The organism is Edaphobacter aggregans DSM 19364, from assembly GCF_000745965.1.
GTDB classification, from domain to species: domain Bacteria; phylum Acidobacteriota; class Terriglobia; order Terriglobales; family Acidobacteriaceae; genus Edaphobacter; species Edaphobacter aggregans.
This window is the reverse complement of sequence record NZ_JQKI01000073.1, coordinates 1-13,545: the sequence shown is the minus strand read 5'-3', so window position 1 is coordinate 13,545 and position 13,545 is coordinate 1. Positions and strand designations below refer to the sequence as shown.

Annotated in this window: 15 protein-coding genes; 2 read left to right on the top strand and 13 right to left on the bottom strand. The window is 54.6% G+C overall.

Annotated features, from left to right (window positions below; translation table 11 throughout):
• The 13 genes from Q363_RS21840 to parS form a co-directional block, all read right to left on the bottom strand.
• Complete coding sequence (locus Q363_RS21840; RefSeq protein WP_035354763.1) at window positions 1-975, bottom strand: TadA family conjugal transfer-associated ATPase; 975 nt, start codon at window positions 973-975, stop codon at window positions 1-3.
• Window positions 976-1,041: 66 nt separating this feature from the next.
• A complete protein-coding gene (locus tag Q363_RS21835; RefSeq protein ID WP_035354760.1) occupies window positions 1,042-1,425 on the bottom strand; it encodes a single-stranded DNA-binding protein in 384 nt (127 codons plus the stop codon).
• Window positions 1,426-1,892: 467 nt separating this feature from the next.
• Window positions 1,893-2,576, bottom strand: coding sequence for a VirB8/TrbF family protein (locus Q363_RS21830; protein ID WP_035354757.1), 684 nt, complete (start codon window positions 2,574-2,576; stop codon window positions 1,893-1,895).
• An 8-nt stretch (window positions 2,577-2,584) separates the two neighbouring features.
• The gene (locus Q363_RS21825) at window positions 2,585-3,436 is read right to left on the bottom strand and encodes a type IV secretion system protein (RefSeq protein ID WP_035354755.1); all 852 of its coding nucleotides are present in this window, start codon (window positions 3,434-3,436) and stop codon (window positions 2,585-2,587) included.
• Window positions 3,437-3,451: 15 nt separating this feature from the next.
• Entirely contained in the window at window positions 3,452-4,261 is an 810-nt protein-coding gene (locus Q363_RS21820; RefSeq protein WP_035354753.1) for a hypothetical protein, read from the bottom strand.
• A gap of 24 nt (window positions 4,262-4,285) precedes the next feature.
• Window positions 4,286-4,528, bottom strand: coding sequence for a hypothetical protein (locus Q363_RS21815; protein ID WP_035354751.1), 243 nt, complete (start codon window positions 4,526-4,528; stop codon window positions 4,286-4,288).
• Window positions 4,529-4,535: 7 nt separating this feature from the next.
• Window positions 4,536-5,870, bottom strand: a complete 1,335-nt coding sequence (locus Q363_RS36530; RefSeq protein ID WP_051979131.1) for a TraB/TrbI/VirB10 family type IV secretion system protein — start codon at window positions 5,868-5,870, stop codon at window positions 4,536-4,538.
• Between the two features lie 30 nt (window positions 5,871-5,900).
• Window positions 5,901-6,659 carry a TrbG/VirB9 family P-type conjugative transfer protein gene (locus Q363_RS21805; protein ID WP_035354748.1) on the bottom strand — a complete coding sequence of 253 codons (759 nt, stop codon included), beginning with the start codon at window positions 6,657-6,659 and terminating at the stop codon, window positions 5,901-5,903.
• Window positions 6,660-6,672: 13 nt separating this feature from the next.
• A complete protein-coding gene (locus tag Q363_RS21800; protein ID WP_035354745.1) occupies window positions 6,673-9,162 on the bottom strand; it encodes a VirB4 family type IV secretion system protein in 2,490 nt (829 codons plus the stop codon).
• Complete coding sequence (locus tag Q363_RS21795) at window positions 9,162-9,464, bottom strand: VirB3 family type IV secretion system protein (protein ID WP_035354743.1); 303 nt, start codon at window positions 9,462-9,464, stop codon at window positions 9,162-9,164. Before Q363_RS21795 ends, Q363_RS21800 begins: the two co-directional genes overlap by 1 nt.
• A 56-nt stretch (window positions 9,465-9,520) precedes the next feature.
• Window positions 9,521-9,844 carry a TrbC/VirB2 family protein gene (locus Q363_RS21790; protein WP_035354740.1) on the bottom strand — a complete coding sequence of 108 codons (324 nt, stop codon included), beginning with the start codon at window positions 9,842-9,844 and terminating at the stop codon, window positions 9,521-9,523.
• A gap of 128 nt (window positions 9,845-9,972) precedes the next feature.
• The gene (locus Q363_RS21785; protein ID WP_035354738.1) at window positions 9,973-10,431 is read right to left on the bottom strand and encodes an RES family NAD+ phosphorylase; all 459 of its coding nucleotides are present in this window, start codon (window positions 10,429-10,431) and stop codon (window positions 9,973-9,975) included.
• Window positions 10,428-10,892 carry a type II RES/Xre toxin-antitoxin system antitoxin gene (parS, locus tag Q363_RS21780; RefSeq protein WP_035354736.1) on the bottom strand — a complete coding sequence of 155 codons (465 nt, stop codon included), beginning with the start codon at window positions 10,890-10,892 and terminating at the stop codon, window positions 10,428-10,430. Before parS ends, Q363_RS21785 begins: the two co-directional genes overlap by 4 nt.
• Window positions 10,893-11,431: 539 nt before the next feature.
• On the opposite strand from parS, the gene Q363_RS36525 reads away from it, so the two are divergent.
• Both Q363_RS36525 and Q363_RS21770 read left to right on the top strand, forming a co-directional pair.
• On the top strand, window positions 11,432-12,364 hold the full coding sequence (locus tag Q363_RS36525; protein WP_051979130.1) for a diacylglycerol/lipid kinase family protein: 933 nt from the start codon (window positions 11,432-11,434) through the stop codon (window positions 12,362-12,364).
• 862 nt (window positions 12,365-13,226) lie between these two features.
• The coding region (locus Q363_RS21770; RefSeq protein WP_035354735.1) for an ATP-binding protein at window positions 13,227-13,545 on the top strand (319 nt) is incomplete at its 3' end.

Here is a 13,545-nt window from a genome sequence, read left to right as displayed (position 1 = left end):
TTATTCGAAGAATGGGACGTGCTTTTTTGCGGTGAATATGGGCTCGATATGGAACTGCTTTAGATCGCGGTCATAGCCGGAAAGTGCGAGCACTTCACTTACAACTCGGCGTCCCGGCTGACGTTCAATATGGACGACAAAGTCGACAGCCCCACCGATCTCCGCTTCGACATCGGAATACGTGGATTGCGCATGGCTTCGCATCACAAGGTTGGTGAAACGATGCAGAGCTTTCTCAGCAGTATTTGCGTGAATTGTGGCGAGTGATCCACTATGGCCTGTGTTGAGGGAATCGAGCAGCGTACGAGCTTCGATCCCGCGAACTTCTCCAAGAATGATCCGGTCCGGTCTCCAGCGAAGTGCAGACTTCAGAAGATCATCGAATGTGATGCTCGCTTTGAACGTATCTGTTTGGCACTCGACCGCGAGAATGTTGGGCTTTTGAATCGCCAACTCAGCGGTATCCTCAATGACCACGATCCGCTGTTCGGTCGGAATTGCATCCGCCAGGATGCGAAGCAAAGTCGTCTTCCCAGTCCCTGTTCCTCCGCTGATGAGTAGCGTTTTTCCCGCAACAATCTGCTGGCACAGATACTTCGCAATATCTCTCGTCAGAGTGCCGTTCCTGATGAGGTCTTCGAGCGTGTAATGTCGGCTAGTGAACTTTCGAATTGTGACCGCCGGCGCAGGCTTCGCTACGGGCGGGAGGACTGCGGCAAGCCGGCTTCCATCCGGCAACTGAACATGGAGTAACGGGGAGTCTGCGTCCAGCTTCTTCGCCATTTTGTTCGCAATGACTTCAAGCCCCGTTTGGAGCTTATCCGCAGCCATTGATATGGAAGGTTCATGGCGGATGACGCCCGCACGTTCGGACCACCATGTGCCATCGGGATTTCCCATGATTTCGCTCACGCTTCCGTCCATCAAAAGGGGTTCAATGGGACGGAGAAATGGAAGGATCAGATCAAAGCTCATAGCGGGAACCTCACAGCGATGGAAGGCCGGCGTCAGCCGACCTTCCGAACGGTCAAATGAAATGGCTTAGGCGGGCACGTTCTCTGCGGGAGAATCTTCTCTCTCCTGCTCCTCCGGGGTAGCCTTGGCTGCTCGATCCAGTTTCAGAATCGAGTCCACCCGGATCTCCCAAAGAGTCTGCTTCGAGTTCGTTTTCTTGCTGTCATATTCGCGGCTCCGCAGCTCTCCCTCGACCATGATGTGTGCGCCCTTCCTCAGGCTCCCAGCGAACTCTCCGAGTTTGCCGAACACGACGCACCGATGCCATTCCGTGTGCTCGATGTACTTGCCTTCCTTCTTGTAAGAACTCTTCGTCGCCAGCGAGAGCGTGGTGATTTTGCGATTCTCATTGGTGCGAACTTCTGCGTCGCTGCCGAGGAATCCGATGAGGGTTACTTTGTTCGTGTACATGAGGTAGTCTCCGTTTCGTTGAATTTCCCGTATCCTGCTCGGGTCACACTAGGCGAAGCCCAGCGAGAGGGCCCGGCTCCCAAGTGCCAAGCTCTGCATTTACGGAGGGTCCGTCCCAGATGGAAACCGTAACCTGAAGGGCGGCGTAGCCGAAGCAGAAGAGCGCTGTGCCGCAGGGCGCCGGATAGGCCCCGAAGCGTGATCCCGAGCAGAGAACGGGATACGAGGCGGATGAACCCCAAATGCACCATAGGCAGCCTCCGCTTCCCAGCGTCGAGAGTGCGCCACAGCCGTAGCCCTCAGACGGACGGCGTCGAAGGGTGGGAAGGAAGGCGTCGAGCATCCTTTACCGTGTCTTCCTCGGCTTGCAAATGGTGGCCTGAGCGCTCTCATCGACAAGTGGGGGCGTGCAGCCGATTTGGCGGCAGAATCGAACATTGAAGGGACCTCGATTCGACTTCGGTTATCTAGTTGAACGCCTGGTCCGCCCGGAAGCGGATAATGGTTAATCCCAGAGGATTTACGGCCAGCTCATTGTTCTTCACGTCCTCTCGGAAGACGTAAGTGACGCTGGCAACCCATCGCTCCCGTTTGAGCTCAGAATGGTCCGTAGGATTGGTATAGATCTTTTCGTATTCAACTCGCGCCGAATACGGTGATTGTCGCAAGTCATCCAGCACAATGTTTTTGACTTCCACATCTATGTACGGGAGCGAAGTGTCATTCCGATATGTGGCGATGAAGTTGTCTTTGCGCTCTTGTTCGATGACTGCGTGTTGAACATCCCCATTCAGGAAGTAAAGTGCCTTCGTTTGATCGCGCTCAATGGTAAAGCGATCACGCGCAAAGTAGAGCTCCGTCCACCGCGATAAGTAGTATTTGTTTTCGGCTTCTTGTGGGCGGTATTGAAAATTGCGATAGTCGATGGCTTCAGCCCGGCCAACATCGTTGATACGAACAATTAACGGATGCATTGCGGCGAGAGCTCTCTGGCTCTTGTAGGTAAGACTAGCGAGGACGAAGCACACAGTCACGAGGCACAGGACTGTCACCTTTAGATAGGTGCCCATGACGATGGGATCACCATACTGTTCCAGGTAGCGTTCGGCGGCTCTCGTGATCTCGGGAGCGTGGGTTGCTGTCGTGGTCATATAGCCTCCTACTTCATCAGCACAACGGCGCTGGTTGCGATGGACATTCCACCATCATGACCTCCGGTATGTCCGGAGAACAGCGTGGCGGTCATCGCCGGGATCTTTAGGAGAATGAAACCTGCAACGAAGCACAGCATTAGAAGGGCGGGCATTACCGTTATCAAGGCTCGTGGGCTGTCGAAGTTCGCCGCTCCGCTTGTGAAGTAGCTGATCAACAAGTGGCTCAAGACACTCATGGTGGCGGCGGCAACTACTTTGTAGAACTCAAATCCTAGAAAGGCACGAAGCCACCCCCAGAACAGAAACTCCGTCTTGTCGATGACCATGAAGGGAATAAACACAGGTCCAAGCAATCCGGTGATGGTCGCGGCAATTGCACCGTATGCAATGATGACCGCGATCAGGGCAGCCAAAATGCTCAAGATAACCTGGACCGTATAGGTACATAGAAGCGTGTACGGCTCTGTTAACGAGGGAGACATCGCCCCGAGCTTTCCAAGAGCCGTTCGAATTGTGTTCTGTATGTCTTGTGTCGAATCGTGCCCTATGTAGTCCACGAGATTGCTTGTTCCACCGCTGATGAATCCCTTGAGCGAATACCCGATGCCAGGAATACTTCCGTCGTAGAACTTGACGAAGCAGTAGGCGAATGTAATTAACATAAAGAAGTTCAGGAACCTCGCGACGCTAAATCCCGGTCCGCCCTGAGACGAGGCAATGGCTTCCTGTATTCCGAACCAAACAAGCATGATGCTCGCCAGTGAGAGCACCATGTGCAACCCCAATGAATCAACAGAAGGAGCTACCGTTGCGGTCAGATTGTCGCAACCGTTCTTGATCAGGATGAGGAAGTCCATTGCCGTCTCCTTCGTTCAGTAGTGGAAGGCCCACTGTGTACCCACTGCAGACTGCTGAGGCGTAACGGTGTTGAACGATTGCTGGTAAGCATTGCCGGTCTGGAAGAGCGACTTGAGGTTGTCTTGTTGCACCTTCTGACCAACCATGGTCTGCAGCGCCTGAGTCTGCAACATCTGGTTGGTTTCCTGTTGTGTGCGGAGTTCAATCAACAGGGCTTGGTTAATGCGCTGTAGTGTAGCCATCTCTGTATGTTGAGCGGGATCGGCAGAGTGGGAAGCGGCTTCCAACTGACTTATGTCCGTCTCACGCTGATTGGCGTTCGCGCGGATAGTGCCAAGTGTCTGAAGGCTAGTCGTGTTCACTGAGTCAGAGAGATCCACGGTTGCGCCCCGGGCAGCGATGTCTTGCTGTCCTTGGGTAGACAGTCCACCGTACCCTTGAATTTGTGAAGTACGAGGGATGCTGGCGGCTTGAGTTGCCGAGGCAGCTCCGTATCCGTTGTTTGCTGATGAAATCCAAGGAGCGGAGTTTCCGTAGGTGTTGGCAGGCTGCTGTGCTGTCGACCACTCCTGTCGGCCAAGATTGGAGTAGGTTGTGTAGTAGTTCTGGGGAAGGTTCGCCATCTTCTGCGCGAGGTTGTACGCTCCGATGATGTTGCGACTCGTCTCTACAGTGGTCGTGTAAAGCTGGTTGGATTGCAGAATCTGCTGGGCCGCATGTGCCGACTGGGTTGGGTCGTACACAATTCCAGAGCCGAATTGCGCTCGCGCGGCTGTCGTAGACACAGCACAGGCTATGACGCTGATAATCAAAGCGCCTCTCATCGTTCCTCCTTGTGTTTCAGCGCGTTACTTCTTGACGTGCTCCTCTTGGAGCCGCTTCCAAGCTTCAGCTTGTTTGTTTTTTTCGTCCTGACACTTTGGACTAAGCTTCGGTGGAATGCTCAACATCTCGGTCGAACAGTCCTTTTGAAACCGGTCGGCCAACCGGTCGTATTCTTTTTGAAGAGAATCAATCCTTGCCTGATGGTTCTCACAGCCCGCAAGGCAAGCGAGAAAGGCAAAGCAAGCTACGATCACGAAACGGCGCATAAGGCTCCTAGAACGATCCGGGAATCGTGTGATTTTCATATGCAGGCAGAAGCATGTCTTGCGTGATGTAGACCTTTACGCGGTGTCCCTCCCGAGTTGTGATCGTGGGAGGGATCTGCATATAGCGATCTAAAATGGTCGTAGCGGACTGCGATACAGACGCTGCCGCTCCGTTCGTATAAATCTGGGCGCCGGATCCCGCATAAACTCCGCCGCCTTGGGTCGCTTGAGCGGCTCCTGCTATGACTCCGAGCGCGATCGACGTCCCGAAGATCTGCAGGTAATGATTGTTTACTTTATCTTTTAGTCCTTCTTCGCCGATCTGGTCTAGTCCGTGGAACTGGTCAAGATCAACCGAGTAGCCGTCCGGCATAAGCAGGCGGTGGAACGCTACGGACATCCGACGTTGCTGCCCAAAGCCAACTGATCCGATCTTCTTCGCCTCCCCCAGAACGATCGTGCCTTCGGGGATGAGAACGTGTTGCCGGTCGTGCGAGTACACCGGGTTCGAGACGAGCACCTTCACGGACCCGACCGCATCTCCGTCCAACCGGTTCATAAGAACGGTGTCTATCGTCGTTCCTTCGAAGACAACGTAGGGCTGGCCTGAAGCGGAGTCGATATTGACTTCCGGTCCTCGTTTGATCGAGTTTTGACCAACCGGTGAAATCGGAGCCTCGCCGGCAGTTCTGGAACTCACGAGGCTCGTGGGCGGTTGGGCGTTCTGGGGGACATTTGCCGGCGTATACCCGCTTGGCGAAATGGTTTGAGGCTGAGGCGATGGAGTCCCAGGCTCCGCCGGACGGGTGTAGGCGATGTTCGAAGAAAATCGCGACTCGTAGCTGCGTTCCCGTTCCTTCGCTGCCAATTGTTGCGAAGCCTGCTCTTCGGGCGAAGGCTGTGCCACACCGCCCTGCTGAGCATAACCGTACTGTGGCGGCTGCATGCAGGGCTGTCCCGGCAGGCACGGTGTCACTTGGCCGTTAGCGTTATAGGCCTGGACTGCGGCACGTTGTGCGGGAGTGGCTACTGCCATCGCTGGGTCAACCGCGACGGCCTGTTCTAGCGCCTGCTGCTGACCAGCGACATGGCTCTTCATCGCGGCGACATTATTTTCAGTATTGTCCTGAACCAACGGTTGAGGAGCGTTTCGTTGTGCTCCTTGATGGTCGGAGGGCGTCTTCGACTTTGCGCTGAAGATGAGCGCCAGGAATACGAGAGCTGCAACACCGACGAACATCATAGCCTTGGCGTTCTTCTGCATGACACCTTTCGGGTCAAATGACTTCTTTCTGAGTTCTGGTTCCTGCGGCGCCGGTGATGCGAAGGTCTGGTCGATCATGTCTCCTCCTTTCCCGTCCTGATCCTTCCTCTAGCTCTTGCGAGAAAACTCCATCTTCTTCTTCCCCAACTCGAAGTATCCGGAGTCCATGATCTTCGGGATGATGTAGGTTCCTTCCCGTAGATCGTAGGAAATCAGGTTCGGTTTGCCATCCTTCATCTCATACACGCTGAACTTCTCCGGCGCCGTGGTCTTGATGTAGGTGAACTTGTCATCGTGATAGATGGAGGTGATATCGAAAGGCGCTTCATTCTGCTTGTAGCTGTAGTCGAACTTGAGCTGTGTCTGGTAGTTGCTCTTGTACTCGTCCACCGCTTGTCCAACATGGGATTGCAAGTTCACAAGCTGTTGCTGTGATTGCTGCAGTTGCGAAGCTGGTACGAACTGTGGAGGCCCGCTTGCGGCAACAATCGAGGAACGATCTGCAGGCTCTACCAGCACTTTGAGATCTGGCTGCTGGGAGGTGCTCGATACGTCCTGGAGAGTGAAGCTATAGATATTGCCCTTGTCGGTGATGAGATTCAGATTCGTGCTGATCCCTGCCTTCGCAGGATGTACAAAGCAGAAGTTGTTCACTACGTCGACGACCCAGAAGTCCTTATCCCCGGTAGCGGCTTCCATGATCTTTTCTGTGCCAGGCACCTGAATGAGGGTCGTGAACTTCAGCTTCGCCTTAATCGGCACGATGTCCTGGGAATGGTAGGAGACGGTTCGAGCCGAAGCGTCCTGTGCGACGGCCGGGACAGAAACAGCCCCAGCAAGCATGACAGAGATAAGAATGCGCTGCATGGTGCCTCCTTGGCTACCGGGTAGAGGTTGGGGTAACGGCCATTGCTCTCGGCCGGAAAGGATGATCAACAGCGAGTCGCCGCAAGCCTTCGGCTATGCCAAAGCGAGCAAAATAGTCGCGCTTGAGCAGGTTGTCCCGGGAATTGTTCGTAGCGGTCCAGTGAGAGACCGAATCGACGTTGAGGTGAACCTTCTTGCTCGCTTGCGCTTTTCGAATGAGCATCTGGCCGGGGGGCGCGAGTCCAGCAATTAGTTCTAGCTCGGTATCGTTCAGATGAAACGCCTCGCGATAGAGCTGGCGATCCATTTCAGGGTTGGCAAGAAAGATCTTCGTCGGGCAGCTTTCAGCGACGATCTGCAGCATGCCGGACTCTTCGAGTTCTTTGATCGACTGCGTAGCTAAGACCATCGCGGCGTTATGCTTCCTCCAGGTCTTCTGGGCGGCGACGACATAGCTCCGGATCGTCTCGTTTTTGATGAAGAGCCACGCCTCGTCCAGCAGGAACATTTTGAAGGTGGCGAGATGTCTGGGGTCGGCGATCTCGTTCGAAGCCCGATGCAATACATAGAACAGTAGGGGCTCCAACGCCTCCGGGGCATCTCCCCATCCACCGAAGTTGAAGGCTTGGAAGTTTGCGAATGAGAGAGTGTCCTCTCGGTTGTCGAAGATGAAGCCGTACTGCCCTGCCTTCGTCCAGCGATGCAATCTCTCCTTGAGCTCGCCCACAATGTTGGCAAGATTAGTGAGTGTGCGTTGTTCCGCCTCGAGGACATAGATGCGCTCGATTCCATCCCAGAGCTTCCGCTCTTCCTTGAAATCGAGACGGTAACGTTGCTCTGATCCCTCAATAAGTACGCGAAGCAGAGAGAACAGGAACTGCAGGTTCTCTTTGGTTGGTGAAAGCGAGAACGGATTGATCGTGAAGTCGCGTGATTCCTGGCCCACATTCAGATACGTTCCACCAAAGATCGTCGTCAGCGACTGAAAGCTACCGCCGATATCGAAGATGTATGTCCGCGGCTGATACTTCTGCGCGTTCTGGAGCAGGAAGGACGCAAGATAGGATTTGCCACTACCTGTCATCCCCAGAATCAAGGTGTGGGCAACTTCACCGTTATGCAGGTTGAGGAAGTAAGGCGTGCTGTTGTCCGTTTCTAGCACAGCCAGGTATTCAGCATTGAGATGAGCGTTGCGCTTTTCACCGGGCAAGATCGTAAACAGAAACGAAAGATCTGCGTAGTTGCTATTGAGCAGATAGAGCTTACGCAGGTTCAAGGCATAGTTGCCTGGTATTGTCGCGAAATACGCGTTCAGTTGGTTGTACGTCTCGATGTGAAGCTGGCCGTCCGCAGTAGTAAAGACCCCTTGAAATTCACCTGCGAGCTGGTCGAGCTCCGCCGGAGAGTTGCCGTGCAGGACAATGGAGAGGGAGAAATCCCCAAGGGATTGTCCGTCGCCGAGAGCCCGCAGGCAGTCTCCCAAATTATCTATGTCTGCCTGCTTCGATTCATCGACGAGGACATCTCGAGGGTTCGTCTTCGTCGTGTCATTGCCGAGTTGAGATACAAAGCCAGTCTTCGAGATATTGAAGTGACGACGTCGTTTCACCACCTCTTTGCGCGCCCTCTCTGGTGGCAAAGGCACCCATTCGGTGCAGACGGTGAAGCATGCCGGGATCTTCAGGAGAGCGTCCAAGACCAGTGGCTTCGTCTCGATGATGCACTCCTTCATCGTGAGCACCCGTACCGCATGGCGGCCAATGCGCAGGTGGTCCCGCTCCGCTTCAATGTCAGAGTTCACGACCTGATAGTCAAGAAACTGGGTGTTCTGCGGTTTCCCCGCTACCCGCACAGCGTCGAAGTTGAGTAACCGCCGGAAGAAAGTGAACTGCTCCACGCGCGGTAGCGCGACGATCTGCACGAAGTCCGCGAGTTGGCGGTTGAACGCCTCGACCCGCTGCTCAAGGCGTGAAAGACTGCCGTCGATCTGGGAGCGTAGTAGCGACTTCATACGACTCTGGCTAAACTGAGCCGCGAATTCTCCGAAAGCGCCAGCGGGATCGGAGAAGAGCATGGCAAATGTTGGTCCAAGTCCATGCTTTACTCGCGTGCCTTCCAGAAGCACGACATAAAAGATATCGATCTGGTACAGCTGATCCTTCTTTGCTTCAAAAAATCTGCGACGTTGCTCAATCGCAGCTTCCACTACTGGATCTTCGTAGTGCTCGAAGGGAATCTCCGGTCCATTGGACTTAATGAGGTACTGATAGACATGAAAACCGGGACCGAATGTCTTCAAGGCGCCTTCCAGGCGTTTGACCGCGTACTCCTGTTCCCGATGATCGAGGCTCTCGTAGTCCACCCCGCGAACGCTGAGCACCATGCCTAGATCTCCGGACTTGGTGAGGAAGGTTCGTTCGTTCCAGAAGCCGTAGAGGTTGATATGGTCGTTCAACGCTGCGGCTTCCTTCCACGGCTTGATGAGTTGGTCGATACGGAGCATTAGCGAACCTCCACACGTGGAACGCTCTGCTTGTGAGCGTCGTAGCGCAGCTTGAATTTCTCGGAGCGGCCGAGGATGCGCAGGAATGCTGGGTCAGTGTTCGTCACCCAGGAACCGAAGGCATAACCGCCGAGGAAGACGAGCACACCTGCCAAAAGAGAATTGAAGAGATTGAAGGTTCCAACTGCGGCGACGCAGATGAAGAAAAAGAGGGTGCGTTCAACTCCCAGGTAGGTGAGCGGCTTATGCAAGCTCTTGAAGACCCGGTTACGTCGTTGAAGTGTTCTCGCGATGTCCTGCATAAGCCCTCCTTTCGTTGGTGGTAATCGAAGGTTTAGGATTGTGGACGCGAAAGGCACTACGCTCCCCAAAGCCACGACAAAACGTTAGTCGCGAGCACCGCGATTCCGGTGCCGGCGGCAACGCCCGCAAGCGACTTCTTTGCGCCCGGTTCTCCGTGCGCGAACTGGTATCCACCGATCACGATCGCGATGAGACTCGCGACCTTCGCAATGGTTCCAGTGAAAAGGTTCTGCAGTGAGGTAAAGCCGCTATCGAATGGAGAGCCTGACTGAGCCTGAGCGGCAATGGGAACGAGAAGGATAGTAGCGACAAAGAAGGGTCGGAGAAGCAACCGGAGTGTCTTCTCTTTCGACCCCATAACGCGAAGAAGTTGGATCACTAGAGCACCTCCGCTGAAAGATTGTTCCTTCAGCTAGGCGCAACCGTACGTTCAGGTTTTGCAGTCGTCCAATGACTTCTCGGTTCCCGCTCATTCCTATTCGGAATCAACTTCCCAATTCCCTCTTCTCAACGGAAGAAACGAGCGTCAAATGGATGGGAGTAACGGGCGACGATTCGCAGCCTTTTCATCTCCGGGTGTCCCGGATTCACTAGGAAGTTCCTGCGTTCCGGGACGAGAACACTAGGCACTTCCAGAAGCAGTGACCGCTTCTCGTTCCGCCACGCATCTCCAAGCTCTCTCGTCCGCCTGAAATCTTGCGTCCACTCCCGTCCGAGAACTTTGGGATCGACGCGGTCGAGCGAGACCGGTTGTTTGGACTGGATCTTCAGGACTTGAAAGGTTTCCGGCCGGTCTTCCGCATCAATTTCTAGGTGGACGAGGGTCTCTAGCAGGGCCGTCGAGGGATCTTCACTGCAATAAATGATGGGATGCCCCTTCGAATGCCATCGCCCGGCAGCATAGAGCCCGCCAACCCCATCCAGGGACGCGTAATTGCTCACGCGCCACAGGGTGATCTCACTCATGCGAAGAAGCCATAGTCCAGTTGGAGAAGCATCTCCTCCACCAGGCGAGCTCCGGCCTCAGTCTTCAACACTTCAAGGGGAGTTCGCCCTTCGAAGCGTTGCTTCGGTTTCCGCAGCCAACGCCCGGCCTTCTCGTCCTCCCCGAAGACCTCTTCCGCAAGCGACGCGATGCGGGCAAGCCGCACTGCCTTGTCGGACTCGTCGTGAGTCAAGGCCTCATGCTTGGAGCGGCGATGGACCAGCGTCCGGCGCGGGAGAATATAGGTGTAGATCTCCTCATCCGTAAGGCCATGCGAGGAGAGCGCTTCGATCGAGGAGACGGGAAGACGAGCCTCGACCAGCCGGGCGAGATCGCCATCCGTCTGTAGCTGCTTTGTCCCGAGCTTTCGCTCGATGCGGCCAAAGATGGAGGACTGGCGGGAGACCGATTTGGTACGGGGCTTTGCGGCTGTCTCTGGCATGGATCCTCCGAGCAATCTGCCACTATTATAAAGGCATCTTGCGCGACGCCGATAGCTGAAATCGAATCTTTTGAAAGCCTGGGATTTCTTTTAGTTTGAGGTATTTGCAAGCTCAGAAGGCGACACTAATGAGAAGTCAGCTTCGGCGCAGCAAGCGATTGGTCATTATAACGGCGTTTGAACGAAGCCGCTGGCGCGGCGGACGCTATGCGTGCGATACTCCGGACATCATGGGCTGCCAAAGCGTCCTGAATCGACTTTCGCCTATTTTTGCTAACTCTAATTCATTCAACATGTTGCAGACGAAAGTCGATTCAATTCCCATAGCCTGACCGCATCCCCCGCAAACGCCAGCGGCTCCCTTCAAACGGCTCTATCCTAACTGCCCGACCGGTGATCCCGGCGACAGCACAGCGCTGCGTGCTGGGCAGTCAAGATAGAGTGCTAACGTTTGTTCTCGTTACTCATTCAGCCGAGTGAGCGGAGACGGTGGCACAGGAGAGAAGAGTTCCAATTGACTCTGTGCGAAACTTTCGATTGTGCGCAAGATTTTGCTCCTGGTCAATCCATTGTTGGCTTCCCGTGGTTCCCGGGATATAGCTCGCGTCCTCGGTGTCTTCAAGCAAGCCGAAGTCGAGATTGAGCTCCTCGAAACAGGTGCAAATCGCGCTGCCGGCGGCAAGGCAAAGCACGCCGTTAAGCAGGGTGTTGATGCCGTCATCGTATGCGGTGGTGATGGAACCGTATTCGATACACTACAGGGCCTTGCCGGATCGGAAGTTCCGCTTGGCATTCTTCCCCTGGGCACAGGAAATATCCTTGCGAAAAACCTGCGAATTCCGAGCAAACCGGTCGAGGCAGCGCGTTGGCTGCTCTCGGCCTCGCCGCGCGCTGTACGTTTAGGAAAAATCACCTGTGGCGTTCCGGGAGGCAAACGAAGTTGGTTCTTCGCCATGGCTGCGGGAATGGGCCCGCACGCCGCCATGATGGAAGTCGCACGCCGTCACCAGAAGGACAGAACGGGACGGGCAGCCTATTTCGCCGCCGGATGCAAACTGCTCTTCTCCCATCCGCTCAAAACATTTGATTTGGAAATCACGACGGTTGACGGGAAAGTGCACGAAAGACGCGTATCAGAGGTGATCGCTGTGCGAGTCGCACAACTAAACCTATGGCGGCCCGGAGGCAGTCTGGAGTCTTCCTTTCTCCGTCTTGCCAGCGTCGAAGGCGATTCGCGCTGGCGCCTTACCCAGGCTTCATTTCAAGCATTGTTTCTCGGGGCGGGCCGCCGCGACCGAACAAGGAAATCTGGAGTTGCCTCTTATGAAGATGTGCTGCGGGTTGAATGCAGACCCACTCCCGGAGTGAACTATGATCCGTCGGTCATGGTGGAGGCGGATGGGGAAATCCTTGGGTCTTCCTGCGCGACCATCGAAATGGCAGATGTAACTGTAATGTTGTTGTCTCAGTAGCAACCTCATAAGTCCAGTTACCGAGACAAGTCGAGCTGCCACGGAGGCCGAGGAGCTCCTGGCGATCACACCGCAAGCCACCGTGACGCGCTTCTGATTCAATCCACGAGTTGCACATTATCTCAGCAGTTCCAACCTGTAATCTATACCAATTCTCCCGAGCGAATGCCTTAGCTCTCCAGCGCCCAAAACGTCGATTCGCCCGTTCAACTGGAAAACTTATATCGACAAGTCGGCCAGGATCTACCGATCCGCCTGTAAGAGACTTTTAATTGGCGATAACGGGCAAACCACTCACCGAACTGCTCGAATCTAACTGTCCATAACCTAGTCATCGCGTACGTAGGTGTAACGCTGCCGGAAGGCAGGGGTGGAGGAGCTTACGCGTTCCTGGAGCCTGGCCGACTTCGTTGAACCGCACTATCGAGCTCACATCGGCTCGATCGCTCCTGGTGAAAGAGTCATCAAGAGCCACGAGGGCTTATCACAGTAATGCGTAAGCGGTCTATCGTGGAATGCTGCGGCTTTCCCGGCACTAAAACTCCTCTGAAGAAAGCTTCAGTCGAATTCAATGAGTGCGCGGCCCTGTTCTCGATGATTGAGACCGCACGTGCCTGCGACGAATGACGGATGGACTGCAAAACATTCCGGCTGCCTGGTTTTTTGGGCAGCCGGAGTGTTTTGAGATCGTCGTCCTTGATTATCAGACGCGAGGCCCGATTGTTGACTGGAACTCGATTAGGATGTGTCAGATCTTAGCGGTGAACGATAATTTAGGGCTTTGATTTCTGCATTTGGCGGATGTATAGTGAATTTAGCTAGTTTATATAAATAACATAAATTGCCTAAGGAGGTTATATTCATGGATCCGGTCGAAAATCCATACTCCCCCGGCGCGGGTTCCCCGCCACCCGAATTGGCTGGGCGCGATCGAATACGTGAGCAGGTGCGAGTCGCGATTGCGCGTATCAGGCTTGGAAATTCCGCAAAAAGCGTTCTAATGGTTGGACTTCGGGGCGTTGGTAAGACTGTGCTGCTGGACCAAATGCGTTCCGACGCAGAGCGGACCGGTATCCATACCATCCGGATCGAAGCTCCAGAGAATAAATCACTTCCTGCGCTTTTAGCACCGCAACTTCGACTTGCGCTGCTCAGGTTGAGTCATGTGGAGGCTGCCAAAA